Raw genomic sequence first — 24,751 nt, 5'->3', positions numbered from 1 at the left:
CGCGCCATCGCTTAACCTGCTGGCGTGGCGGAGTCCGGGGGGACAGGAACAGGGACGGGGACGGTCGGCGGTCGGTACGCGCTGGTCGAGCGGGTCGGCAGCGGGGCCATGGGCGTCGTCTGGCGGGCGCGGGACGAGCTGCTGGACCGCGAGGTGGCGGTCAAGCAGCTGCGGTGGCCGGACCTGACGGCCGACGAGCTCGAGGTGGCCAGGGCGAGGGCGATGCGCGAGGCGCGCAACGCGGCCCGGCTGCAGCACCCCGACGCGATCTCCGTGTTCGACGTGGTGGTGGAGGACGACCGGCCGTGGCTGGTCATGGAGTACCTGCCCTCGCGCAGCCTGGCCGGGCTGCTGGCCGAGCGGGGCAGGTTGAGCCCGGACGAGGCGGCCAGGATCGGTGGTCGGGTGGCCACCGCGCTGGCTGCGGCGCACGCGGCGGGCATCGTGCACCGGGACGTCAAGCCGTCGAACGTGCTCATCGGGCACGACGGCACGGTCAAGCTCACCGATTTCGGCATCTCACGAGCCGCGGGCGACGGCACGCTGACCGACAGCGGCATGATCACCGGCACCCCGGCGTACCTGGCGCCCGAGGTGGCGCGGGGCGAGCAGCCGGACCAGGCGTCGGACGTGTTCTCGCTGGGCGCGACGCTGTACGCGGCGACGGAGGGGCAGTCGCCGCACGGGGTGAGCGACAACAGCTTCGGGCTGCTGTACCGGGCCGCGGCGGGGCTGATCGAGCCGCCGACGCGTTCCGGGCCGTTGACGGGTGTGCTGACGAGGTTGCTCGCCGCCGATCCGGCCGGGCGGCCCACGGCGGTGGAGGCGGCCGAGTTGCTGGCCGCTCCCCTGCGGGCCGAGCCGGAGCCGGCCGAGCCTGAGCAGGTCGAATCCGGGCCGGTCGAACCCGAGCTGGTCGGCGGTGGACCGGTCGGCGGTGGATCGTCGCAGGTCACGACCGATCGGCAGGGTGAGCCGGAGGTCGGGTCCGGGGTGCGTGAAGCCGGGTCGCCCGACGGCAAGCAGCGGAAGAGGTGGCTGGCGCCGGTGGTGGCGGCGGTCGTGCTGCTCCTCGGTGCGGGCGCGGTCACGGCGGCCGCGCTGGAGGTCTGGACGTTCGGGGACGCCGCACCGACGACGACGTCCCTGGGCCTCACGGCGAGCGACGCGGCCGAACTCGTGCGCAGGCACTACGAGGCGCTGCCCGAGGACACGGCGGCGGCCTACGCGAACCTGGCCGTGCCGTTCCAGCGACCGTTCGAGGAGTACCAGGCGTTCTGGGGCCAGTACGACGACGTGCAGGCCCAGGGCATCGAGGTCGTCGAGATCAGCCCCGCCAGGTACGCCGTGCGGGTGAACGTGAACTTCACCCACGCGGGCACCGCGTCCTACGGGCGCTACGAGCTCGGCGTGTGGCCCGACGGCGGCAGGTTGCAGATCTTCTCCTCCCAGCAGCTGGAGTAGCCCTGGGAGGCAGCCGGAGGGCGGGGAGCGCCCGTCAGACCAGCCTGCGGTCCGAGGCCCAGCGCGACAGCTCGTACCGGTTCGACAGCTGCGTCTTGCGCAGGACGCTCGACACGTGCGTCTCGACCGTCTTCACCGAGATGAACAGCTCGGACGCGATCTCCTTGTACGCGTAACCACGCGCCAGCAGCCGCAGCACGTCCCGCTCGCGCGGGGTCAGCAGGTCCAGCTCCGGGTCGCTGATCGGAGCCGCGCCGGGACGGTCGGCGAACGCGTCCAGCACGAACCCGGCCAGCCGCGGGCTGAACACCGCGTCGCCCTCCGAGACCCGCACGACCGCGCGCACCAGCTCCTGGCTGGAGATGGTCTTCGTCACGTACCCGCGCGCACCGGCGCGGATGACCGCGATGACGTCCTCGGCCGCGTCGGACACCGACAGCGCCAGGAACACCACCTCCGGCAACGCCGTGCGGACCTGGCGCAGCACCTCCGCGCCACCGCCGTCGGGCATGTGCACGTCGAGCAGCACCACGTCCGGGCGGTGGTGCCCGATGCCCGCCACCGCCTCGCCGACCGAACCGGCCTCGCCGACGACCTCGATCTCGTCGGTGATCGAGTCCAGCTCGGCCCGCACCCCGGCGCGGAACAACGCGTGGTCGTCCACCAGGAACACCCGAACGGTCATGTCCTGGCCCCCGTCTCTCGCTTGTCTGCGGTCTTCCTCGGCATCATCAGCTGCACCTCCGTGCCCTCACCCAGCCGGGTGCGGATCCGGACTTCGCCGCCGTGCCGGTCCATCCTCCCCCCGATCGAGTCCGCGAGGCCATGCCGGTCCTCCGGAACGGTCTTCGGGTCGAAGCCCTTGCCCCGGTCGCGGACGAACACCGCCACCCGTTCCGGCTCGACCTCGCCGTACACGCTGATCTCGCCGACGCCCGCGTGCTTGGCCGCGTTGACCATCGCCTCGCGGGCGGCCTGGACGAGGGCGTACAGGTTCGGGTCCAGCTCGCAGTCGCCCACCACGACCTGCTGCACGGCCAGCGCGAAGCTGTCCTCGACCTCGCCCGCCGCCTTGGCGATCGCGGCGGACATGGTGGTCGGCTGGCTGTTCTCCTCCACGATCCGCCCGTAGAGCCACTCCCGCAGCTGCCGTTCCTGGCCGCGCGCCAGGCGCTTGACCTCGCGCGGCTGCTCGGCCTGCTTCTGGATCAGGGCGAGGGTCTGGAGCACGGAGTCGTGCAGGTGGGCGGCGATCTCGGCGCGCTCCTCGGTGCGGATGCGGACCCGGCGCTCCTCGCCGAGGTCGTTGATCAGCTTGATCCACAGCGGCACGGTGAGCACCGCCACCCCGCCGAGGGTCGCGACCACGGCGAGCAGCGCGAAGCGGAGCTGGTCGATGCCGTAGCTGTTGACCAGCAGCACACCGATGCCGATGGCGACGAGCGCCACGCCCGCGAGGACGCGCACGATCGTGCTGCGGCCCGTGCCGCCGAAGATCCCGGACTTAGCGCCGGCCCGCCAGCGGCGGCGCTGCGCCTCGTCCGCCTCGCGCCAGACCACGGCCGCGCCGACCAGGGCCACCGCGAGCGGCCCCGCGATCCAGCCGCTGACCGGGCCGGAGAACAGGCCGGCGAGCACGGCCGCGGCGATGCCCAGGGCGACCAGGCCGAGCGCCTGCTGGCGTTCCCTCGGGTTCGCGGGCCCTTCCGGCTCGCCGGCCGCGCGTTGGGGCACGAACAGCCACAGCAGGCCGTACGCGATCACGCCGACGCCGTTGAGCGCGGTCAGCGCGGCGAACGCCGCCCGCACCCAGAACACCTCGATGCCGAGGTGGTCGGCGACACCGCCCGCCACACCCGCGACCACCCGGCCGGTCCGCCTGCGGCGCACGGGCTCGACGGCCTTCGTCTCCACACTCACCCGTTGATGGTCACACGCTGGTCCGGGCCGGTCATCAGGGTTCCACCCGATGCGCGGTTCAGGGTGGGCCCCCGATGTGCGGACGGCTCGTGTTGAGCAAGCTTGTCGTCGTGAGCGGGAGCATCAGCGCAGCCAGCGTCGAAGAGACGCTGAAGGACTTCTGGGCCACGCGGCCCAGGCGGCCTCACGACGGTCGCAAGATCGCCGGTGTCGCCGCCGGTATCGCCCAGCGGTACCAGATCGACCCGGTGATCGTCCGGGTGGCGTTCGTGGCCATGGCGTTGTGCAACGGCGCCGGGGTGCTCATCTACCTGCTCGGCTGGTTGTGGCTGGCGCAGGCCGATGACGAGGTGTCGGCGGCGGAGGCGCTGCTCGGGCGTGGGCGCAGCTCGACCCCGACGGCGTTGACGGTGCTGCTCGGGATCGCGGTGATCCCGGCGACCGGGTTCTTCGTGGACGGCGGGTTCACCATGGTCGGCGGCGTGCTGCTGTCCATGGGTGCGATCTACCTGCTGCACCGCGGTCGGGGGCAGCTCAACCGGCCGGAGCCGACCGCGGCTTTCGGGGCAGGGGCCGGGCACGGGGTCGGGGTCGGGCACGGGGTCGGAGTCGGTGATGGTGACGGTGTGGGGGGCAAGGTGTCGACGGACGAGCACACGACCGAACGCGTGACGCCACCGGCTTGGGACCCGCTCGGCGCTGCGCCGTTCGCGTGGGACCTGCCCGAGCCGGCCGGTGCGCAGGAGCCGGAAGGCGCGACGCCCGCGCCGGTGGCGGTGCGCCGCCGCAGGTCGCGGGTGGGGTTGGCGACGTTCGGGGCGTCGCTGGTGGTGCTGGCGGGGTCGCTGGTGGCGTCGGGGTACGCCGACTGGTTCCACGCCCAGCACGTCATCGGCCTGCTGGTCGCGGTGATGGGCGCGGGGATGGTGCTCGGCGCGCTGCGCGGTGGCGGTGGGCGCGGGCTGATCTGGCTCGTCGTGCCGCTGTCGGTGGTGGGCGTGCTGTTGACGTCGGTGGACTTCGACCTGGACGGCAAGCACCTGGGCAGCACCACGGACCGCCCGACGAAGGTGGAGGACGTCAAGGACCGGTACACGGCCGGCCTCGGCGAGGTGACCCTCGACCTGACCGGGTTGCCGAACAGCGGGTCCGTGACGACCGCCGTCGAGGTCGAGGCGGGCAGTGCGCAGGTCAGGGTGCCGGCCGACGCGGACGTGACGGTGAACTGCCGGACGGACCTCGGCTCGGTGCACTGCCTCGGCCGGGAGGCCGACGGTGAGGGGCGGCACGAGGAGGTCACCGACTACGGGGCCGACGGGCCGGGCGGGTTGAAGATCGTGCTCGACGTGCGCAGCGATCTCGGAACGGTGGAGGTGAGTCGTGGCTGACCAGGATTCGATCGAGAAGCGCGGGGTCGACGTGGTGGGGCTGGTGTTCGGGGTCGCGGCCCTGGTCGCAGCCGCCTACATGCTCTCCGACGGCGCGTCGTGGCCCGCGTTCCTCGACCTGAGGTGGGCGTTGGCCGGAGGGGCGATGGTGATCGGGTTGGGGTTGCTGGCGGGGTCGGCCCGTCGGCGGAGGTAGAGGGCGCCGGCGGCGGTAGAGGGGGCAGGGGTAGGGGGAAAAGAAAAGGCCCGTCCTGGGGAGGACGGGCCTTTTCTTCGTGCGGCTCTGCTACTCCCACTCGATGGTGCCCGGCGGCTTGCTCGTCACGTCCAGGACCACGCGGTTGACCTCGTTCACCTCGTTGGTGATGCGGGTCGAGATGCGCTCCAGCACGTCGTACGGCAGGCGCGTCCAGTCCGCGGTCATGGCGTCCTCGCTGGACACCGGGCGCAGGACCACCGGGTGGCCGTACGTGCGGCCGTCGCCCTGCACGCCCACGCTGCGCACGTCGGCCAGGAGGACGACCGGGCACTGCCAGATCTGGCGGTCGAGGCCGGCGCTGGTCAGCTCCTCGCGGGCGATCGCGTCGGCCTTGCGCAGGATGTCCAGGCGCTCCTGGTTGACCTCGCCGATGATGCGGATGCCCAGGCCGGGACCCGGGAACGGCTGGCGCTGCACGATCGTCTCCGGCAGCCCCAGTTCGGTGCCGACGCGGCGGACCTCGTCCTTGAAGAGCGCGCGGAGCGGCTCGACCAGGGTGAACTGGAGGTCCTCGGGGAGACCGCCGACGTTGTGGTGGCTCTTGATGTTGGCCGCGCCCGTGCCGCCGCCGGACTCGACCACGTCCGGGTAGAGCGTGCCCTGGACGAGGAACTGGTAGTCGCCCTCGGCCTTGAGGTCGCGCTCGGCCTGCTCGAAGACCCGGATGAACTCGCGGCCGATGATCTTGCGCTTCTGCTCCGGGTCGGTGACGCCCTTGAGCGCGTCGAGGAACCGCTCGCGGGCGTCGACGGTGACGAGCTTGACGCCGGTGGCGGCCACGTAGTCGCGCTCGACCTGGGCGCGCTCACCCGCGCGCAGCAGGCCGTGGTCGACGAAGACGCAGGTCAGGCGGTCACCGATGGCGCGCTGGACGAGAGCGGCGGCCACCGCGGAGTCGACGCCGCCGGACAGGCCGCAGATCGCCTTGCCGTCGCCGACCTGCTCGCGGATCAGGGCCACCTGCTCGTCCACGATCGAGGACGTCGTCCACTGCGGTCGGATGCCGGCGATCTCGTGCAGGAACCGGCGCAGCACCTCCTGGCCGTGCGGCGAGTGGCCGACCTCCGGGTGGTACTGGACGCCCGCGAAGCGGCGTTCGGTGTCCTCGAACGCGGCCACCGGCGCGCCTTCGCTGGTCGCGGTGACCGTGAAGCCCTCGGGCGCCTTGGTGACGCAGTCGCCGTGGCTCATCCACACCGGGTGGTTGGCGGGCAGCTCCTCGTGGAGCAGGCCGCCGGCCTGCTGGACGCCCAGTTCCGTGCGGCCGTACTCACGGGTGCCGGTGTGCTCGACCGTGCCGCCGAGCGCGCCCGCCATGGCCTGGAAGCCGTAGCAGATGCCGAAGACCGGGACGCCGACGTCGAACAGCTTCGGGTCGACCTGGGGCGCGCCGGGCTCGTACACGCTGGACGGGCCGCCGGACAGCACGATGGCGGCCGGGTCGCGTTCCAGCAGTTCCGCCACGGTTGTGGTGTGCGGGACGACTTCCGAGTAGACCTGCGCCTCCCGGACTCGCCGGGCGATCAGCTGCGCGTACTGCGCGCCGAAGTCGACTACCAGCACAGGGCGGTTGCTGCTCTCGGCCACTGGGAAAAACCTCTCGTCTGGCGGATCCGCGCAGGTGAAGGATGTCATGCGTGCAGGAAGAAGTGCTCACCGGAGGCGGGCTCAACGAGGTCGTGCGGGTCGGGTCGACGGTGCGGAGGCCGACCGGTCCGTGGACGCCCAACGTGCACCGGTTGCTGGAACACCTTGCGCCGCTTGGCATTTCGCCGGTGGTGCACGGGGTGGACGAGCGCGGGAGGGAGGTGTTGTCGTACCTGGAGGGTGAGGTCGGCCACCCGCCGTTGAGTGCGTCGTTGCGTTCGGACGAGGTGCTGGTGGCGGTGGCGCGGATGGTGCGGCGGTTGCACGACGCGACGGTGGGGGGTGGGGGTGGCTCGGGGGCGGGGGATGGGGTTGAGGCGGGGGATGGGGTTGAGGCGGGGGTTGGGTTGGTTGGTGTGTTGGGTGGGTGGCAGTTCGAGGCGGTTCAGCCGGTGGAGGTGATCTGCCACAACGATCTGGCGCCGTACAACATGGTGTTCCGGGATGGGATGCCGGTCGGGGTGTTCGATTTCGACGGTGCTCGGCCCGGGCCCCGGTGGTGGGATGTCGCGTATACGGCGTATTGCCTGGTGCCGTTTTCGCCGGAGTTCGGGACGGTGGAGGAGCAGCGGAGGCGGGCGGGGTTGTTCTGCGAGGCGTACGGGTTGCCGGTGGAGGGGATGGGGTTGCGGGTGTTGGCGAGGTTGGAGGACATGGTCGCGATGATTCGGGAGAGGCCCGAGTTCTGGCGGCAGAGGGAAGAGGGGCACGAGGAGTACTACTTGGGGCACATCGAGTATGTGCGGGAGAATTTTTCGGGTTTGTAGGTGGGGTGGGGTGGGTCGTTTACTGCCTGGTTCAGTCCGGCTCGATTTGACATGGGGCCCTTACGGGCACCCCAGGCAGGTCGAAGCCATGTCAAATCGGGCCTAGGTGCGGATGTTCCGGGTCCGTTGTGGGCGGGTGGGGTCGGGTGGTCTCGGCGCGCCGTCGGGCTGAGCGGTTGGGGGCGGCGGTACCACCGGGGTCCGTCGGGCTCGCCGGAGGCTTCCGGGCCGTCGGGGGTGGCGTCCGGGCGGAGTTCGAAGATCAATAGGTCCAACTGCGCGAGTCGGGCATACGGTGTTCGGCATGGACGCGTTTACGCCGCAGCCACGGCCTTGTTGGATTGCCGGACACGCCGAGCAGGGCGTTTCCGCCCTCACTGTCCATCACCCGTTCGATGGAACAGAGGTGGCCTCGGTCGCGGTGCCGGGGCCGGAGCAGGTGGAGCGGGCCGTTGCCGCCGCGGCGGCGGTGGCGAAGGAGTTCAGGCGGACGCCGGCGCACGTGCGGGCGGCTGCGCTGTTGCAGGTGTCCCGGGCTTTGGAGGAGCGGGCGGAGGAGATCGCGGAGACCATCACGGCGGAGAACGGCAAGCCGTTGAAGTGGGCGAACGTCGAGGTGAAGCGGGCGGTCAACACGTTTCGGTTCGCGGCGGAGGAGGCGAGGCGCTTCACCGGTGACTTGCAGCGGTTGGACACGGATGCCACTGGTGAAGGGCGGTTGGCGGTTGTTCGACGGGTGCCGCGTGGGCCCGTGTTGGCGGTGGCGCCGTTCAACTTCCCGTTGAACCTTGTGGCGCACAAGGTGGCGCCGGCGTTGGCGGTGGGGGCGCCGGTGATCGTGAAGCCGGCTTCGGCGACGCCGTTGTCGGCGTTGTTGTTGGGTGAGTTGTTGGCGGAGACCGGCTTGCCGGAGGGCGCTTTCTCCGTGCTGCCGGTGCGTGGTTCGGACATGAAGGCCTTGGTGACGGACGAGCGGTTGCCCGTCATTTCGTTCACCGGGTCGACGGAGGTCGGGTGGTCGTTGGCGGATTCGGCGCCGCGCAAGCACGTGGTGATGGAGCTGGGGTCGAACTCGGCGGCCATCGTGTGCGCGGATTGGGATGACCTGGAATTCGCGGCCGGGCGGATCGCGACGTTCGGGAACTACCAGGCGGGGCAGTCGTGCATCGCGGTGCAGCGGGTTCTGGTGCACCGGGACGTGGCCGGCGAGTTCGTGCCGAAGTTGGTGGAGGCGGTTCGGGGGTTGAAGACCGGGGATCCGCACGACCCCGAGGTGGAGGTCGGGCCGCTCATCGACGAGGACAACGCCCGGCGGGTCGCGGAGTGGGTCGAGGAGGCCGTGGCGGGTGGCGCGGTGCTGCACGTCGGCGGTGGGCGGTCGGGCACGTCGGTCGAGCCCGCGGTGGTGCAGGACGTGCCCGTGGACGCGAAGTTGTGGCACCAGGAGGTGTTCGGGCCCGTGCTGGCCGTGGCGGTGGTGGACTCGGTGGAGGAGGCGTTCGAGCAGGCCAACGCGACGGAGTACGGGCTCCAGGCCGGGGTGTTCACCAAGGACGTGACGGTGGCGTTCGAGGCGGCGGCGGAGTTGGAGGTCGGTGGGGTGATCATCGGCGACGTGCCGTCCTACCGGGCCGACCAGATGCCGTACGGCGGGGTGAAGGGGTCGGGCACCGGACGGGAAGGCGTCCGGTCGGCGATGGTGGACTTCACCGAGGAACGCACGATGGTGCTCACCGGCATCACTCTCTGAGCGCGCCCTTGGCGAGCATCAGCAGGCCGTTGACCAGGTCGTCCGTACCGGAGCCGGTGGCGAGGGCGCGGAGCTTGAGGCCCATCACCATGCCGACGACGGCACTGGCGACCTGGTCGGCGTCCTTCACGCCGATGGACGCCAGGACGGTCTCGGCGAGCTTGTCGTAGGCGGCGAAGCACTCGGCGGCCGCGGCCCGGAGCTCCGGGTCGCGGCCGGCGTGCAGGTAGAGCTCGTACGGGGCGATGCGCTCGCTGTCGGTGCCCGTGGCCTCGGCGACCTGGCCGACGATGTCGACGACCTGGTCGAGGTCGGCGCACTGGGTGTCGTTGCGGGTGGCCAGTTCGCCGAAGCGCCTGGTCTCCTCGGTGACGAAGTGCCGCAGGCTCTCCCGCAGCAGGTCCTGCTGGGTGGCGAAGTGGTAGGTGACGGAGCCGAGCGAGACGCCCGCCTCGTGCGCGATGCGCCGGTTGGTCACGCCGGCGACGCCGTCGTCACCGATGATCCGCAGCACGGCCGCGATGATCCGCTGCCTCGTCTCGGCCGGTCTCGTCATGTCGTTCATTGTCCGCCATGGGACGGATCGGCGGATCCGCGATACTGTTCGTTCGAACGAACAGTATCGGGAGGGCGCATGCGGGTCTCGGGATCGACCGTGTTGTTGACCGGCGCGACGGGTGGGATCGGGCACTCGATCGCCCGTGCGCTGGCCGGTCGTGGCGCGAAGGTGGTCTTGACCGGGCGGAAGGTGGCCGAGCTGGAGCGGCTCGCCGACGAGGTCGGGGGACGCGCGGTGGCGGCCGACCTGACCGAGGAGGGGGCGGTCGAGCGGTTGCTGGCCGAGGCGGGGGCGGTGGACGTGCTCGTCGCCAACGCGGCGCTGCCCGCCGGTGGTGCGTTGGTCGACTTCACGTCCGAGCAGGTGAAGCGGGCGTTGGCGGTGAACCTGGAGGCACCGATCGCGCTGGCGCACGGGTTGGCGCCGTCGATGGTGGCGGCCGGGCGTGGGCACTTGGTGCTCATCGGGTCGTTGGCGGGCAAGGTGGCGTCGGCGTACGCGTCCCTGTACAACGCGACGAAGTTCGGGCTGCGCGGTTTCGCGCTGGGGCTGCGGGAGGACCTGCGCGGCAGCGGGGTCGGCGTGTCGATCGTGCAGCCCGGGTTCGTGCGGGACGCCGGGATGTTCGCCGACACGGGCGCGAAGCCCCCGGCGGGGATGCGGACGGTGTCGCCGCGACAGGTCGCGGACGCGGTGGTGCGGGCGGTCGAGGAGGATCGCGCGGAGGTGAACGTGGCGCCGGTGGAGCTGCGGGCGGCGAGCCTGCTCGGCGGCGCGTTCCCGGCGTTCTCGGCGGGGTTGCAGAGGCGGATCTCGAACGACGAGGTCATGCGGCGGGTCGGCACGGCGAACCGGGGGAAGCGATGACGGCGGCGGTGATCCCCCACCCGAAGTGGCGGGTGCCGTTCCTGGGTGACGTGCTCGGCACGAACCGGCGGACGCCCGTGCAGGACACCATGCGGATGGGGCGCGAGCTCGGCCCCATCTTCACGCGGCGGTTCCTGGACCAGGAGATCGTGTTCGTGGGCGGGGCGGCGCTGGCGGCGGACCTGGCCGACGAGACGCGGTTCGCCAAGCACCTGGCGCTGGGCGTGGAGGCGTTGCGGGACGTCGGCGGGGACGGGCTGTTCACCGCCTACAACGAGGAGCCGAACTGGAAGGCGGCGCACGAGGTGCTGCTGCCCGCGTTCACGCAGAGCGCCATGCGCGCCTACCACCCGACGATGGTGGACGTGACCGCGCAGCTGGTCGCGAAGTGGGACCGGGGTGGTGCCGTCGACGTCTCCGGCGACATGACGAAGCTGACGTTGGAGACGATCGGGCGGGTCGGATTCGGGTACTCGTTCGAGTCGTTCTCGCGGTCCGAGACCCACCCGTTCGTGCGGGCGATGATCGGGTCGTTGCGGTACGCGCAGCGCAAGAACTTCGTGGTGCCGTTGCTGCGCCGGGTGTTCGGGCGCGAGGCGGAGGAGCGCTACCAGCGCGATCTGGCCTACCTGGCGCGGGTCGTGGACGAGGTGGTGCGGTCGCGGCGCGGGTCGGGCGGGTCCGACCTGCTCGGGCTGATGCTGTCGTCCGGCGAGCTGGACGAGGTGAACATCCGCAACCAGGTGATCACGTTCCTGATCGCCGGGCACGAGACGACGTCCGGCGCGCTGTCGTTCGCGCTGTACTACCTGTCGCGGCACCCCGAGGTGGTGGAGAAGGCCCGCGCGGAGATCGACGCGGTGTGGGGCTCGGCGGAGGTGCCGGAGTTCGAGCAGGTCACGAAGCTGCGGTACGTGCGGCGGGTGTTGGACGAGGCGTTGCGGCTGTGGCCGACGGCGCCGGGGTTCGCGCGGGAGGCCCGTGCGGACACCGTGCTCGGCGGGCGGTACCCGATGCGGGCGGGCCAGTGGGCGCTCGTGCTGCTGCCGCTGGTGCACCGCGACCCGTCGGTGTGGGCGTCGCCGGAGGCGTTCGACCCGGACCGGTTCGCGCCGGCGGAGGTGAAGGCGCGGCCCGCGCACGCCTACAAGCCGTTCGGGACGGGCGAACGGGCGTGCATCGGGCGGCAGTTCGCGGTGCACGAGGCGACGTTGGCGCTGGCCACGGTGTTGCGGCGGTACGAGCTGGTCACGTCCGCCGACTACGAGCTGCGGGTGGCGGAGATGCTGACGTTGAAGCCGGACGGGTTCACCGTCACGCCTCGGCGGAGGTGAAGCCCTTGGCCCGGCGCAGCGCCCGGTCGAGGTCGGTCCCGGTGGCGGCGGTGTGGCCGTCGGGGCGGATCAGGGCGTCGCCCTCGACGGTGAAGCCGGGGCCGTAGCGGTGGCTGTCCGGGCGGAGCGCGCCGTCGCCGTTGGTGGTGAGGGGCGAGTCGCGGTAGGCGAAGGGCTCGAAGAGCTTGCCGGAGTCGATCTGGTCGGTGAGGGCGTGCTCCAGGACGTGGCGGCGGTGGGCGCGTTCGGCCGGGGTGCGCGGCACGAGGAAGCGCATGGTCGCGCCGGTGACGCGGAGGTTCTCGTCGGCGGCCGCGGCACGTTCCCGGTGGTAGGACTCCAGCAGGTGCGGGCCCGCCTCGCCGGCGCGGTCGAGGGCGATCTTCCAGGCGGCGTTGTCGGCGTCGCAGATCCCGGAGTTGAGGCCGCGCGCGCCGAACGGGCTCATCACGTGCGCGGCGTCGCCCGCGAGGAGGATCCGGCCGACGCGGAGGCGGGCGGCCCGGCGCTGGTGGAAGCGGTAGGTGGACTGCCAGAGGACCTCGTACGGGCGGTCGCCGGTGATCGCCCGGACGTGGTCGGGCGTGAGCTCGAAGCCCTCGGGGACCTGCCAGTCGATGCGGTGGACGCCGTCGGGTTGGGGGTGGACGAGCACCTGGCGGCCGGGGTGCCATGGCGGGTCGAAGTAGAAGCGGCGCTCCGGCTCGGGGTGGCCCAGGTCGACCCGGATGTCGGCGATGACGAACCGGTCGTCGAACGAGTGGCCCTCGAACGGGATGCCGAGCAGGTCGCGGACGGTGGAGTGGGCGCCGTCGGCGGCCACGCAGTGCGTGCCCTCGAAGGTGCGGTCGCCGGTGTGGACGGTGACCGTGCCGGTCTGCCGGACGTGCACGGCTCGCTGCCCGTACTGGAGGTCGATGAGGGGTTCTGCCAGGGCTTTCGCGTGCAGGATGTGCTCGACGGTGGTTTGCGGGGTGTTGACGAACGGCGGGAAGCCTGCGTCGCGCGGCAGTTCGACGGTGAGCACCTCGCGGTCGCGGAAGTAGGTCCGGCCGCGGTACCAGGTGACGCCGGCGTCCACGACGGCCTGGCCCACGCCGACGCGTTCGAGGATGTTCAGCACGTCCCGGTGCACGCAGATGGAGCGGCTGCCGATGGCCTCGCGGCGCGCGGAGGCCTCCAGGACGGTCGTCGGCACGCCGGCTCGGGCCAGCAGCAGCGCGGCGGTCAACCCCACCGGACCCGCGCCGACCACCAGCACGGGCAGCACCGGCGGCACCGCAGCACCGGCGGCAGATGCCACGGGTGTCACCGCGGGTCCGCGTTCATCGCAGCGCCTCCCACACCTCGCGGTCCCGTTCGGCGGTCCAGATCCGGGGCCAGTCGACGCCGTCGCGCTCGTCCCAGTACCGCTGCACGTTGAACGGCATGCAGTGCTCGAAGATCGGCCACCGGCCGTAGCGCGGCGCCAGGGCGGCGTGCGCGGCCTCGAACGCGTCCTTCACCGTGCCGCCGCTGAGGTGCACGGTCCCGACCGTGCGGCGGAGCTCGTCCAGGAAGTGCCTCGACTGGGCGATGGCCGCGTCGACCTCGGTCCGGTCGCGGGCGGGCGCGCCGCGACCGCCGACGAGTTGCTCGGCGCCCAGCGCGGCGACCCGGTCCAACGTCGACGTGGCCCACTCGTCGTGGAACGCGTCGCCGGTGTAGAGCGCGGCCTGCGACTCGACCAGGTCGCCGGCGAACAGGATGCGCTGGTGCGGCAGCCAGGCCACGACGTCGCCCGCGGTGTGGCCGCGTCCGCAGAAGCGCAGCTCCACCTCGCCCCGGTCGCCGCCGAGCGGGATGGTGAGGCGGTCGGAGAACGTGACGGTGGGCCAGGTGAGGCCGGGGATGGTCTCGGGTTCCTCGAACAGCCGCGGCATCCGGCCGTACTCGCTGAGCCAGTCCTCGCGGCCGCGTTCGGCGATCAACGCCCTGGTGCTCTCGTGCGCGATGATCTCGGCGGCGTCGAACGCGCTCGCGCCGAGCGTGCGGACCGCGTGGTAGTGGGTCAGGACGAGGTGGCGGACGGGTTTGTCGGTGCGCTCGCGGAGCCGGTCGAGCCAGCGCCGGGCGGCCGTCGGCGTGGCCCTGGCCTCGACGCAGACCAGGAAGTCCTCGCCCTCGATCGCGCCGACGTTCGGGTCGCCCTCGGCGGTGAGGGCGTAGACGCCGTCGGCGAGCTCGACGAACCGCTCGTCCTTGGGGGTGAGGTCGGCGCTGGACGCGAACGGCTTCGTTGCCACACAACCCACCATAGGGCGATCAGGTCGACTTGACCTCCACGATCGGCAGCCGCAGCGCACCGGGCGCCCCGGCCGGGACGGCGGGGTTCTTCGGCGCCACCGGGGCGATCCGCCGGTAGCCGGCGGACTGGTCGGGGCGCTGGTCCGGCTCGCCCTTGTTCGGCCACACCGAGAACGCCCGCTCGGCCTGCGCGGTGATGGTCAACGACGGGTTCACGCCCAGGTTCGCCGAGATCGCCGAGCCGTCCACGACCGACAGGCCCGGGTAGCCGTAGACCCGGTGGTAGGGGTCGATGACGCCGCCTGCCGGGTCCGAGCCGATCGGGCAGCCGCCGATGAAGTGCGCGGTCAGGGGGATGTTGAACAGCTCGCCCCACGTGCCGCCCGCGATGCCGTCGATGTGCTCGGCCGCCCTCAGGTTGGCCTCGTGGCCCGCCTTGATGAAGGTCGGGTTCGGCTGCCCGTGCCCCTGCTTCGAGGTGAGCTTGCGGCCGAACAGGCCCTTCTTGGTGAACGTGGTGATGGAGTTGTCGAGGCTCTGCATCACCAGCAGGATCACCGTCCGCTCGCTCCACCGGTGCACCGACATGAGCCGGGCCAGCCGCAGCGGGTGGCGCACCGCCTGGGACAGGAACTGCAGGATGCGCGGGGTGGACTTCGCGCCGTCCGTGGCCAGCGTCTGGAGCAGGCCCATGGCGTTGCTGCCCTTGCCGTAGCGCACCGGCTCGATGTGGGTCTGATCGTCCGGGTGGATGGAGGACGTGATCGCCACGCCCTGGCTGAAGTTGCGCTTTTCGTCCACCGTGTAGCGGGCCGCGCCGATGATCGACTCGGAGTTCGTCCTGGTCAGCTCGCCGAGCTTGGCCGAGAGCTTCGGCAGCGTCCCCTCGGCCTTCATCCGGTGCAGCAGCTGCTGGGTGCCCCACGTGCCGGCGGCCAGCACGACCTGGCCCGCGGTGATCGTCCGCCTGCCCTTGCGCAGCTTGCCGCCCGTGCGCCGGGTGCCGATCGCCCACGTGCCGTCGGGCGCCTGGCGCAGGTCGGTGACGGTGGTCAGCGGCAGCACCCGCGCGCCGTTGCGCTCGGCCAAGTAGAGGTAGTTCTTGACCAGGGTGTTCTTCGCGCCGACCCGGCAGCCGGACATGCACGCGCCGCACTGCGTGCAGCCGGTCCGGCTCGGGCCCGCGCCGCCGAAGTACGGGTCCTCGGCCGGCTTGCCGGGTTCGCCGAAGAACACGCCGACCGGCGTCGGGTGGTAGGTGTCGGCCACGCCAAGGTCCTCGGCGACCCGCCGCATCACCACGTCCGACGGCGTGGTGGTCGGGTTCTCCACCACGCCCAGCATCCGGCTCGCCTGGTCGTAGAACGGGGCGAGCTCGGCCTCCCAGTCGGTGATGTGCGCCCACTGCCGGTCCGCGTAGAACGGCTTGAGCGGCCGGTACAGGGTGTTGGCGTACACCAGCGACCCGCCGCCGACGCCCGAGCCGGCCAGGATCATCACGCTGCGCAGGGCGTGGATGCGCTGGATGCCGTAGCAGCCCAGCGCGGGCGCCCACAGGTATCGCCGCAGGTCCCACGACGTCTCGGCGAACTCGTCGTCGGCGAACCGGCGGCCGGCCTCGATGACGGCCACCCGGTAGCCCTTCTCGGTGAGCCGGAGCGCGGCGACGCTGCCGCCGAAGCCCGACCCCACCACCACGACGTCGTAGTCGGTGTTGTTACCGGCGAGTTCACCCATGGCTGGGAGATTAGGCGTAACTCGCGGTAACAGGCTAGTGCTCGATCGATCCAGACACCTCAGGGCGTGAAAAAGCCCCCGCCTGGAGCAGGGGCTTCTTCGATAGCTCTTCCTAGCCGCGGATGGTCAGGCCGACCTTCTGGAACTCCTTGAGGTCCGAGTAGCCGGTCTTCGCCATCGCCCGCCGCAGCGAGCCGAACAGGTTCGTCACGCCACGCGGGTCCACCGACGGGCCGAACAGCAGCGTGCGCAGGTCGACGACCTGGTCCACGCCGGTCGACACGTGGCTGCGCGGCACCGAGGGGTGCGCCGACGCGGCCGTCCAGTACAGGCCCTGGCCCGGCGCCTCGGACGCCGCCGCCAGCGGCTCGCCCAGCATCACCGCGTCCGCGCCGCACGCGATCGACTTCGCGATGTCGCCGCTGGTCAGCACGCCACCGTCGGCGATCACGTGCACGTACCGGCCACCGGTCTCGTCCAGGTAGTCGCGGCGGGCCGCGGCGGCGTCGGAGATGGCCGTCGCCATCGGCACGCCGATGCCGAGCACCGAGTCCGTCGTGGTCACGCCCGGCGTGTAGCCGTAGCCGACGATCACGCCGGCCGCGCCCGTGCGCATCAGGTGCATCGCGGTCCGGTAGTCGCCGACGCCGCCCGCGATCACCGGGATGTCGAGGTCCGCGATGAACGACTTCAGGTTCAGCGGCTCGCCGTCGCGCGAGACGTGCTCGGCCGAGATGATCGTGCCCTGCACGACCAGGATCTCGACGCCCGCCGCCAGCAGGTCCGGCGTGAGCTCGGCCGCGCGCTGCGGGCTGACCCGCACCGCCACCGTGACGCCCGACTCCCGCACCTGCTTGATCGCCTCGGCGATCAGGTCCATCCGCACGGGCTCGGCGTGCAGCTCTTGGAGCACCCGCACCGGAGCGGCCGGGTCGTCGGTGTCCTCCACCGCCTGCACCAGCCGGAACAGGGCCTCCTCCACGTCACCGTGGCGGGCCCACAGGCCCTCCGCGTTGAGGACGCCCATGCCGCCCAGCTCGCCGATCGCGACCGCCGTGCCCGGCGACACGATCGCGTCGGTCGGGTGGGTGATCAGCGGGATCTCGAACCGGTAGGCGTCGATCTGCCACGCCGTCGAGACGTCCTTCGAGGATCGGGTCCTGCGGGACGGGATGATCTCGAGGTCGTCCAGCTCGTAGGCCCGCCTCGCGGTCCGGCCCATGCCGATCTCGACCAGATCGCGCACCTTTGTCGTCCTTCCGTGGAGCTGATGGTCCCCGGGGGAAGCCGGCGGAACCTGCGAACACTAGCCCAAGGCGATCCGATTCAGCGGGTCGTGTAGTTCGGCGCCTCGACGGTCATGGTGATGTCGTGCGGGTGGCTCTCCTTCAACCCGGCCGCCGTGATCCGCACCAGCTGCTTGCGCTGCAGGTCGGCGACGGTCTTCGAGCCGGTGTAACCCATGGCCGCGCGCAGGCCGCCCACCAGCTGGTGCACCACCGTGGACAGCGGGCCGCGGAACGGCGTGCGGCCCTCGATGCCCTCGGGCACCAGCTTGTCCTCGGACAGCACGTCGTCCTGGAAGTAGCGGTCCTTGGAGTACGACTTGGCCTCGCCGCGGCCCTGGAGCGCGGCCAGCGAGCCCATCCCCCGGTAGGTCTTGAACTGCTTGCCGTTGACCAGCACCAGCTCGCCCGGCGACTCGGCCGTGCCCGCGAGCAGGCTGCCGAGCATGACCGCGCTCGCGCCCGCCGCGATCGCCTTGGCGATGTCGCCGGAGTACTGGATGCCGCCGTCGCCGATCACCGGCACGCCCGCCGGCCCGCACGCCAGGCTCGCCTCGTAGATGGCGGTGATCTGCGGCACACCGACGCCCGCGACCACGCGCGTGGTGCAGATCGAGCCGGGGCCGACGCCGACCTTCACGCCGTCCGCGCCCGCGTCCACCAGCGCTTGGGCGCCGGCGCGGGTGGCGACGTTGCCGCCGACCACGTCGACCTCGTCACCCAGCTCCTTCTTCACCTTGGCGACCATCTCCAGCACGTTGCGCTGGTGGCCGTGCGCGGTGTCGACCATGATCACGTCGACGCCCGCGTCGGCCAGCGCCATCGCCCGCGCGAAGCTGTCGTCGCCGACGCCGATCGCGGCGGCGCACAGCAGCCGGCCGTCCGGGTCCTTCGAGGCGTTGGGGTACTGCTCGGTCTTGACGAAGTCCTTGACCGTGATCAGGCCGCGCAGCTTGCCGTCGCCGTCCACGATCGGCAGCTTCTCGATCTTGTGCCGGCGCAGCAGGCCGAGCGCGGCCTCCGCCGACACGCCCACCTGGGCGGTGACCAGCGGACCCTTCGTCATCACCTCGCTGACCTTGCGCGAGTGGTCGACCTCGAAGCGCATGTCGCGGTTGGTGATGATGCCGACGAGCTTGCCGTTCTCGTCGGTCACCGGCACGCCGGAGATCCGGTAGCGCGCGCACAGCTCGTCGACGTGGCGGATCGTGTCGTCCGGGGTGCACGTCACCGGGTCGCTGACCATGCCGGCCTCGGACCGCTTCACGGTCTCCACCTGGCGCGCCTGCTCCTCCATGGAGAGGTTGCGGTGCAGCACGCCGATGCCGCCCTGGCGGGCCATCGAGATGGCCATCCGGCCCTCGGTCACGGTGTCCATCGCCGCCGAGGCCAGCGGCACGCGCAACGTGATGTTGCGCGAGAGCTTGGTGCTGGTGTCCACGCCGCTCGGCACGATCTCCGACTCGGCGGGCAGCAGCAGTACGTCGTCGAAGGTCAGTCCCAGCATGGCGAACTTGGGCGGGACTCCGTCAGCGTTGAGCTCGCTGGTCATGGCGGCTGGCTTGCCTTCCGTCGTGCGGCGATCCCGCCGCCGCGGATCGGGTGCCACGCAGCGGCGATGGGTTCAGGTCATGGTATCTGGACGTGGCCGGGGGTCCGCCCGGTACCGTGCGGGGTCGTGCCGCACGACGCGTTGCCACCAGACCCGTTCGCGGGCGACCCGGAGGACCCGGCCCGGGCCCTCGGCGAGCCCGACCACGACCACGACCACCCGCCGATGGACGACGCCGAGCGGGCCGAGCTGGTCGGCGACCTCAGCGACCTCGCGGTGTACCAGGCGCTGCTCGAACCCCGTGGTGTCAGGGGAATCGTGGTCGACTGCGGCGAGTGCCAGGAGCCGCACTACCACGACTGGGCGCTGCTGCGGTCGAGCCTGGAGCAGCTGCTGGCCGACGGCCGGATGCGCCCGCACGAGCCCGCGTACGACCCCGACCCGGCGGCCTACGTCAGCTGGGAGTACTGCCGCGGTTACGCGGACGGGGTCACCGCGACCGAGAGCGCCCGCTGACGATGTGACGAAGCCCGCCCCTCATCCGGGGGCGGGCTTCGTCACACGCGCGTGCTCAGGGGGTCAGTTCCCGGCCGTGGTCTCGCTGTCCGTGCCGCCGGGCGTCTGCGTCTCGCCCCTGGTCTGGCCGTTGGTCGGCTCGCCCGAGGTGGGCGGCGGCGGCTGGGCCGTGCCGTCCGTGGTCGGGACCGTCGCCGTGGTCGTCGTGGGCGCGGTCGTCGTGATCGAATCCGGCGTCGTCGTCAGCGTCGGTGACGGCAGGCTGGGCTGGGTCGTGGGCAGCACCGGCGTCGTGGACGGTCCGACGGTGGTCGGCGTGTTCGGCGACGGCGTGGTGCTGGTCAGCTCCTCCAGCAGCGACTCGTGCTTCTGCGCGAGGTCGTCCTTGCCGTCGTCCGGCGAGACCGACGGCAGGCTCTCGCCCGCCTTGAGCAGCGCGTCGCGGGCCTCGCTGTACCGGCCGTCGCGCAGGGCCGCGCGAGCGGTGTCGAGGTCGGTGCGCACGGCGACGGCGGCTTCCACCGACCGCGCGTGCTCGGAGTACAGGACCCGGGTCAGCCCCCAGAGCGCGTCGCCCGGCTCGGCGTCCCGCGCGACCAGGCTCATCCCGGTGAACGCGATCGCCAGCACGGCGGCGGCCGCGGCGAGGGGGATGAGGAGGCGCTGCCTGGCCCTCGGCTGGGTGCGGGCGGCGGCGATCGTGGCCACCGCCGTGTCGGTGTCGACCAGCTCACCCATGGGTGGGCGGTCGACCTCGCGCCGCCAGGCGAGCAGCAGCGCGTTCAGCTCGTCGTCGACGAGCGAGTCCGGCTGGTCGCCGTCGCGCCCGCCCAGCACGTCGAGCAGCGCGTCATCAGCCCGGATGCCCGCGAGGTCGTCCCCCGGCTCGGCCGCGGTGTCCTCGGTCAGGGTGTCATCAGACTGCGGCGGTCTCTCATCTCGTCCGCGCACGACTTCTCCGTTGCCCTTCTCGTGCTGGTCAGCCACTCAGACCACCTCCTCCGCTGCCAACGTCTTGCGAAGGCGGGCCAGGGCGCGGTGTTGCGCCACCCGAACCGCGCCCGGCGTCGAGCCGACCGCGTCGGCGGTCTCTTCGGCCGACAGGCCGACGACCACGCGAAGCAGCAGGATCTCCCGCTGCTTCTCCGGAAGGACCTTGAGGAGCAGGGCCATCCGCTCCGACAGCTCGCCCTGCATGGCGCGCTGCTCGGGACCGGCCTCCGTCTCAGGGGCGTCGGGCACCTCCGGGACCGGTTCCGACCGGTTCCGGGCTGCGGAGCGATGCGCGTCGGCCACCTTGTGCGCGGCGATCCCGTAGACGAACGCCAAGAACGGCCGACCCTGGTCGCGATAGCTGGGCAGGGCCGTCAGCACCGCGAGACACACCTCCTGGGCCACGTCGTCCGCCGAAGCGAAAGACCTCTCCTGCCTTCCGACTCTGGCGCGGCAGTACCGCACCACGAGGGGTCGGATGGATGCCAGGAGCCGCTCGATCGCGTGGCGGTCGCCATCGACGGCTGCGCCCACTTCGGCGTCCAGTCCGTCCCCCAAGTTGGTCATCGCAGACAACTGCCCTGGTGTTACGCGTAGGCGTACCGACAAAGAACAGCATGGGACGATCGACGTCGCCCGTACTGGTGATGCTCACCGTACCGGTCGTCCGGCCGAATGTTCCGCAATGGGGTCCAGATGGGGTCTTTCGACCTCACCTGACCAGCCGACACGCCGAAGGCGCGCGACCGGCCTCGGACGCCCGGAACCGGCGGTGCGGGACCGCTCGGTGATCCGTGGCGGCTCGTGGGGCCGGCGACCTCACAGCGTCCTTGTTGGAGGCACGGCGGCCTCACAGCGTCCCTGTTGGGTGCACGGCAGCGCTCTGTGGACGCACGGCGGCCCGGCGACGCCTGATGACGTCGCCGGGCCGTGGCTAGAGGAAGTGGTGCCGGTGCGACTCGCCGGACGAGTCCGACGAGGCCGCGCCCCGAGCCCTTGAGTCCCGTGCGCTAGGACACGAGGCCGCGCCGGAAGCCGTGCGCGACGGCCTGGGCGCGGTCGCGCACGCCGAGCTTGCGGAACAAGCGCCGGGCGTGCGTCTTCACCGTGTCCTCGGACAGGTAGAGCTCACGCCCGATCTGCCCGTTGCTCTTGCCCTGGCTCATCCCGCGCAGCACCTGGAGCTCGCGCTCGGTGAGCTGGACGCCCGGATCCGACGGCTGGCGCGGCGCGGGCACGCTCGTGCTCGCGAGCGTGTGCGCCAGCGCGGCGACCAGCTCGGGGCGCGAGGCGTCCCAGCGCAGGTAGCCGCGGGCTCCGCCGGCGATCGCGGCGGCGATGCTGCCCGCGTCGTCCGGTGCGCCGAAGACGATGACGTTTGCCTGCGGGTTGGCCGAGACGAGTCGTCGGGTCGCTTCGACCCCGGTCGGGACGGCGCGCTGGGTGCCAACCAGTACGACGTCGACCGGCTGCCGAGAGAACCGAGCCAACAACTCGTCACCGTGCGCTACGCAGTCGATGCGGCTAACCCCTGGGACAGCCGACATCACGCGGGTGAGACCCTCCCGCACACTGCGCCGGTCGTCGCAAATAAGGACCGTGGTCACGGGGACTCCTTCCTGCAGCCGAGTGACGTTCCACATCCCCTATCGGACGCTAGAGGCCGAACCTTGACACGATCCGGTGCTTAATCCGTCAAGAAGTTCGTCTCAGCGTCTGCGTTCGGGGGTTCCCCGGAACGGAGCAGCGATGTCGGGATCCACGGCGAGAGGTCCGCGAGCCGTCGGCCCGACGGGTCGGCTCTGCGCAACACGCAGCTCAGAGCGTTTTCGGCGCGTTCCTTCACGTTTTCCGCGCCCGCAAAAGTGCGGCCTGCCAGGGCGTTTGCCAGGACAAGCGCCGTCGGCCAGATCAACGAGAAAAGCCCTCTACGGTCAGTGTGATTTAGGTCACACAGTAGCACTTCCACCCCGCGATCGACGCTTTCGGGTGTCCCCCACACCACCAATGCCGCACCGAGGACGAGGTCGGACTTGAGGATGTGTCGCGTTGCGCCGGCCTCCCGGGCGGTCGCGGCGGCCACCTCGGCCGGGTGGACCGCCTGCTCGGCGTGACCGCCGGCCAAGGCGATCTCGGCGGCCAGCCACTGGTGGCGCACCCGGCTGCGCCACCCGCGCGGCTCGACCCGGGCGTGCAGCCGCCGTGCTTCTTCGAGCCGGCCGGTGCCGACCGCGTCGGCGGCGAGCCCGAGGAGCGCGTCCGCCCGCGCGCCTGCTGGGTCCACGTCGTCGGGGTCCACGTCGTCGGGGTCCACGTCGTCACGGTTCCGGTCGTCGCGGTCCCGGTCGTCGCTTTCGGGCACCATGGCCAGCGCCCGCCCGTCGAGCACGCGTGCCGCCGCGTGGCCACCCAACTGCCGCCGGTGCGACGCGAGCGTGGACGCCGCCAACGACCCGAACAACCCACCGCGCCCGATCAGCTCACCGAGCACCGACGCCGCCGCCGCGTAGTGCCCCTGACCACCGAGCACGACCGCCGCCAACCAGCGCTCTTCCGGCCCGCCCCGCAACGCCGCCCACACGTCGGCCTCGGGCCGATCCCCGAACGCCGCCTCCCGCACCCCCACCGCTCCACCCACCTCACTCGCGTGCCCAACGTCCGGAACGACCGTGCCCTACGTCCAGAACACCCGAGTTGAACGCTCAGGACCAGCGGGGGGCGCCCCGTGACGGCAGTTGTCCACAGGCAGCGCGCGGACGCGTCGGATTGTCGGACCTTCGTGGCAGGGTAAAAGCAGGGGTCCCTCTGGCGGGGACCCCTGCGGAGCAGGAGCCAGGAGCAGGGCCGGTCGAGTGCGGGGCGAGGGCGGCCGGGTCCGAGGCGGGGTGGGCGGGTCAGCAGACGGCGCGTTCGATGGCGTCCGCAGCGGTGGCGAGGTCGTTGATCCGTTCGGCCGGTTGTGGCACGACGCCGCGTTCCCAGCCCGGTCCCCCGGCGAACACGCGGACCTGTTGGCGGGTCCTCGGCAGAGCCGTCACCACACCCGGATCGGCGTAGCGCGGCAGCTGCGCCCACAGCACGACGGCCGCCGGTGCGGTGCGGCGGACGGCCGAGGCCAGGGCGTCCATCGGCAGCGCGGCGCCCAACTGCCGCACGCCGACGCCGCGCTGCGCCAACACCGCCGCCAACGGGTACAGCGGCAGGTTGTGCCGTTCGTCCGGCATGCACGCCAGCAGCACGGGACGGTGGTTGCGCGGGCCGGCCACGACCGGGGTCGCGCGGACCACGGCGGCCAGCACGCACTCCTCCACCAGGTGCGACACCTCGACCCCCGCGCCGGAGTGCTCCCACCTCGCCGCGATCGCGGCCATCACCGGCCGCACCACCTCGTCCCACGTCGTGATCACGCCGTCCGCCTCGATCGCGTCGGCCAGCAGCGTCTGCACCGCCGCCGAGTCCATCGCCAACGCCGCCCGCCCCACCCCGCGCGCCCGCCGGTTCGCCGCCTGCAGCTTCAGGCCGCGCCCACCGGTCGGCGCCGCACCACCGTCGAGCTCACCCCCGGTGAGCGACGCGGGCACGGCCGCCAGCGGCGCGCGGACCGGGCTGGCGAGGGCGTACTTGGCGGCCTCGGCGGACGACGCGCCGCGCAGCAGGGCCCGCTGCATCAGCTCCAACCGGGCCACGTCGAGTGGCGCGTACTTCCGGTGTCGCCCGGTTGTGTGATCACTGGGTCCGAGGCCGTACCGGCGGTCCCAGGTGCGCAGCGTGGCCGGCGCGACGCCGAGCCTGCGGGCCACGGCGGCCACCGAGAGGGTCACGGAATGCGCGGGATCTTCTTCCGCCGCACCGGTTTCCTGGCCGGTTTCCGGCACGGTCCCGGCGTGGTCGGGGGGCGTCATCACGCTGACATCGTCCGTTCACCTGACGTCACCGGCAACTCCGGCACGGGCGCTCATCGATCACCCATCGTATGAATTGCCGGCAAAAGCCCCCGCACCCCCTTGAACAAGTTTTGGCGCGGTTCTACGGTGGATCATCGTTAAGCCGAATGGAGCAGTTCTCGTCCATGGGCCAAGGAGGCGGTCTCGATGGCGGACACCCGAAGGCTTCCCGGTCCCAACGCGGATCTGTGGGACTGGCAGATGCGCGGCTCGTGCCGCGGGATGGACAGCGCGTTCTTCTTCCACCCGGACGGGGAGCGCGGACCGGCGCGGGCTCGGCGGGAGGCGCGGGCGAAGGCCGTGTGCCTGTCGTGCCCGGTGCTGGAGATGTGCAGGCGGCACGCCCTGGCGGTCCAGGAGCCCTACGGGATCTGGGGCGGCCTGTCGGAGTCCGAGCGGGACAGCATCATCAAGGCGCGCAAGCGGCAGTTGACGCCCGCCTGACGCCGAACGCGCGGGAGGGACGACACCTCGTGGGTGCC

General features: G+C 71.8%; 23 protein-coding genes. 9 read left to right on the top strand and 14 right to left on the bottom strand.

What is annotated here, in order from left to right:
* Positions 1-24: 24 nt before the first annotated feature.
* The gene (locus tag ACZ7GX_RS35885) at positions 25-1,464 is read left to right on the top strand and encodes a serine/threonine-protein kinase (protein ID WP_498783489.1); all 1,440 of its coding nucleotides are present in this window, start codon (positions 25-27) and stop codon (positions 1,462-1,464) included.
* A gap of 34 nt (positions 1,465-1,498) precedes the next feature.
* Here ACZ7GX_RS35885 and ACZ7GX_RS35880 read toward each other — a convergent pair whose 3' ends face one another.
* Positions 1,499-2,149 carry a response regulator gene (locus ACZ7GX_RS35880; RefSeq protein ID WP_053721568.1) on the bottom strand — a complete coding sequence of 217 codons (651 nt, stop codon included), beginning with the start codon at positions 2,147-2,149 and terminating at the stop codon, positions 1,499-1,501.
* Entirely contained in the window at positions 2,146-3,384 is a 1,239-nt protein-coding gene (locus tag ACZ7GX_RS35875; protein ID WP_498783487.1) for an ATP-binding protein, read from the bottom strand. The genes ACZ7GX_RS35880 and ACZ7GX_RS35875 overlap by 4 nt, the downstream gene beginning before the upstream one ends.
* 110 nt (positions 3,385-3,494) lie before the next feature.
* Here ACZ7GX_RS35875 and ACZ7GX_RS35870 point away from each other — a divergent pair, with 110 nt between their 5' ends.
* Positions 3,495-4,772 (top strand): PspC domain-containing protein, encoded by a 1,278-nt coding sequence (locus tag ACZ7GX_RS35870; RefSeq protein ID WP_498783485.1) that lies wholly within the window; start codon positions 3,495-3,497, stop codon positions 4,770-4,772.
* Positions 4,765-4,968, top strand: coding sequence for a hypothetical protein (locus tag ACZ7GX_RS35865; protein WP_498783483.1), 204 nt, complete (start codon positions 4,765-4,767; stop codon positions 4,966-4,968). The genes ACZ7GX_RS35870 and ACZ7GX_RS35865 overlap by 8 nt, the downstream gene beginning before the upstream one ends.
* Positions 4,969-5,058: 90 nt before the next feature.
* Here ACZ7GX_RS35865 and guaA read toward each other — a convergent pair whose 3' ends face one another.
* Complete coding sequence (gene guaA, locus ACZ7GX_RS35860) at positions 5,059-6,666, bottom strand: glutamine-hydrolyzing GMP synthase (protein ID WP_498783481.1); 1,608 nt, start codon at positions 6,664-6,666, stop codon at positions 5,059-5,061.
* A gap of 2 nt (positions 6,667-6,668) precedes the next feature.
* Here guaA and ACZ7GX_RS35855 point away from each other — a divergent pair, with 2 nt between their 5' ends.
* Both ACZ7GX_RS35855 and ACZ7GX_RS35850 read left to right on the top strand, forming a co-directional pair.
* Positions 6,669-7,445 (top strand): aminoglycoside phosphotransferase family protein, encoded by a 777-nt coding sequence (locus ACZ7GX_RS35855; RefSeq protein ID WP_498783479.1) that lies wholly within the window; start codon positions 6,669-6,671, stop codon positions 7,443-7,445.
* Positions 7,446-7,749: 304 nt separating this feature from the next.
* Positions 7,750-9,195, top strand: coding sequence for an aldehyde dehydrogenase family protein (locus ACZ7GX_RS35850; RefSeq protein ID WP_498783477.1), 1,446 nt, complete (start codon positions 7,750-7,752; stop codon positions 9,193-9,195).
* Here the strand turns inward: ACZ7GX_RS35850 and ACZ7GX_RS35845 are convergent.
* Positions 9,185-9,751, bottom strand: a complete 567-nt coding sequence (locus ACZ7GX_RS35845; RefSeq protein ID WP_498783475.1) for a TetR/AcrR family transcriptional regulator — start codon at positions 9,749-9,751, stop codon at positions 9,185-9,187. The genes ACZ7GX_RS35850 and ACZ7GX_RS35845 overlap by 11 nt on opposite strands.
* Before the next feature lie 78 nt (positions 9,752-9,829).
* Here ACZ7GX_RS35845 and ACZ7GX_RS35840 point away from each other — a divergent pair, with 78 nt between their 5' ends.
* Both ACZ7GX_RS35840 and ACZ7GX_RS35835 read left to right on the top strand, forming a co-directional pair.
* Positions 9,830-10,621, top strand: coding sequence for an SDR family NAD(P)-dependent oxidoreductase (locus ACZ7GX_RS35840; RefSeq protein WP_498783473.1), 792 nt, complete (start codon positions 9,830-9,832; stop codon positions 10,619-10,621).
* A complete protein-coding gene (locus ACZ7GX_RS35835) occupies positions 10,618-11,955 on the top strand; it encodes a cytochrome P450 (protein ID WP_498783471.1) in 1,338 nt (445 codons plus the stop codon). Before ACZ7GX_RS35840 ends, ACZ7GX_RS35835 begins: the two co-directional genes overlap by 4 nt.
* Here the strand turns inward: ACZ7GX_RS35835 and ACZ7GX_RS35830 are convergent.
* The 5 genes from ACZ7GX_RS35830 to guaB form a co-directional block, all read right to left on the bottom strand.
* Positions 11,936-13,258, bottom strand: coding sequence for an FAD-dependent monooxygenase (locus ACZ7GX_RS35830; protein ID WP_498783469.1), 1,323 nt, complete (start codon positions 13,256-13,258; stop codon positions 11,936-11,938). The genes ACZ7GX_RS35835 and ACZ7GX_RS35830 overlap by 20 nt on opposite strands.
* Positions 13,259-13,280: 22 nt before the next feature.
* Positions 13,281-14,240 (bottom strand): MBL fold metallo-hydrolase, encoded by a 960-nt coding sequence (locus ACZ7GX_RS35825; RefSeq protein ID WP_498783468.1) that lies wholly within the window; start codon positions 14,238-14,240, stop codon positions 13,281-13,283.
* 19 nt (positions 14,241-14,259) lie between these two features.
* Positions 14,260-15,978 carry an FAD-dependent oxidoreductase gene (locus tag ACZ7GX_RS35820; protein WP_498783466.1) on the bottom strand — a complete coding sequence of 573 codons (1,719 nt, stop codon included), beginning with the start codon at positions 15,976-15,978 and terminating at the stop codon, positions 14,260-14,262.
* A gap of 112 nt (positions 15,979-16,090) precedes the next feature.
* Entirely contained in the window at positions 16,091-17,224 is a 1,134-nt protein-coding gene (locus tag ACZ7GX_RS35815) for a GuaB3 family IMP dehydrogenase-related protein (RefSeq protein WP_230572404.1), read from the bottom strand.
* Positions 17,225-17,304: 80 nt separating this feature from the next.
* A complete protein-coding gene (gene guaB / locus ACZ7GX_RS35810; protein WP_498783463.1) occupies positions 17,305-18,816 on the bottom strand; it encodes an IMP dehydrogenase in 1,512 nt (503 codons plus the stop codon).
* A 66-nt stretch (positions 18,817-18,882) separates the two neighbouring features.
* Here guaB and ACZ7GX_RS35805 point away from each other — a divergent pair, with 66 nt between their 5' ends.
* Positions 18,883-19,332 carry a DUF5319 domain-containing protein gene (locus ACZ7GX_RS35805; protein ID WP_123745329.1) on the top strand — a complete coding sequence of 150 codons (450 nt, stop codon included), beginning with the start codon at positions 18,883-18,885 and terminating at the stop codon, positions 19,330-19,332.
* Between the two features lie 63 nt (positions 19,333-19,395).
* Here ACZ7GX_RS35805 and ACZ7GX_RS35800 read toward each other — a convergent pair whose 3' ends face one another.
* The 5 genes from ACZ7GX_RS35800 to ACZ7GX_RS35780 form a co-directional block, all read right to left on the bottom strand.
* Entirely contained in the window at positions 19,396-20,319 is a 924-nt protein-coding gene (locus tag ACZ7GX_RS35800; RefSeq protein ID WP_498783461.1) for an anti-sigma-D factor RsdA, read from the bottom strand.
* Positions 20,320-20,892: a sigma-70 family RNA polymerase sigma factor gene (locus tag ACZ7GX_RS35795; RefSeq protein ID WP_158844722.1), complete on the bottom strand. Its 573-nt coding sequence runs from the start codon at positions 20,890-20,892 to the stop codon at positions 20,320-20,322.
* Positions 20,893-21,335: 443 nt separating this feature from the next.
* Positions 21,336-21,932, bottom strand: a complete 597-nt coding sequence (locus ACZ7GX_RS35790; RefSeq protein ID WP_015805222.1) for a response regulator transcription factor — start codon at positions 21,930-21,932, stop codon at positions 21,336-21,338.
* Between the two features lie 80 nt (positions 21,933-22,012).
* Positions 22,013-22,951, bottom strand: coding sequence for a hypothetical protein (locus ACZ7GX_RS35785; RefSeq protein WP_498783459.1), 939 nt, complete (start codon positions 22,949-22,951; stop codon positions 22,013-22,015).
* A gap of 268 nt (positions 22,952-23,219) precedes the next feature.
* On the bottom strand, positions 23,220-24,227 hold the full coding sequence (locus ACZ7GX_RS35780; RefSeq protein WP_498783518.1) for a MerR family transcriptional regulator: 1,008 nt from the start codon (positions 24,225-24,227) through the stop codon (positions 23,220-23,222).
* A gap of 189 nt (positions 24,228-24,416) precedes the next feature.
* Between ACZ7GX_RS35780 and ACZ7GX_RS35775 the strand changes: the two genes are divergently transcribed.
* Positions 24,417-24,713, top strand: a complete 297-nt coding sequence (locus tag ACZ7GX_RS35775; RefSeq protein ID WP_033428626.1) for a WhiB family transcriptional regulator — start codon at positions 24,417-24,419, stop codon at positions 24,711-24,713.
* Positions 24,714-24,751 lie beyond the last annotated feature (38 nt).

It is taken from the genome of Actinosynnema sp. NPDC037264 (genome assembly GCF_055603705.1).
This window is presented reverse-complemented; position numbering and strand designations above follow the sequence as displayed.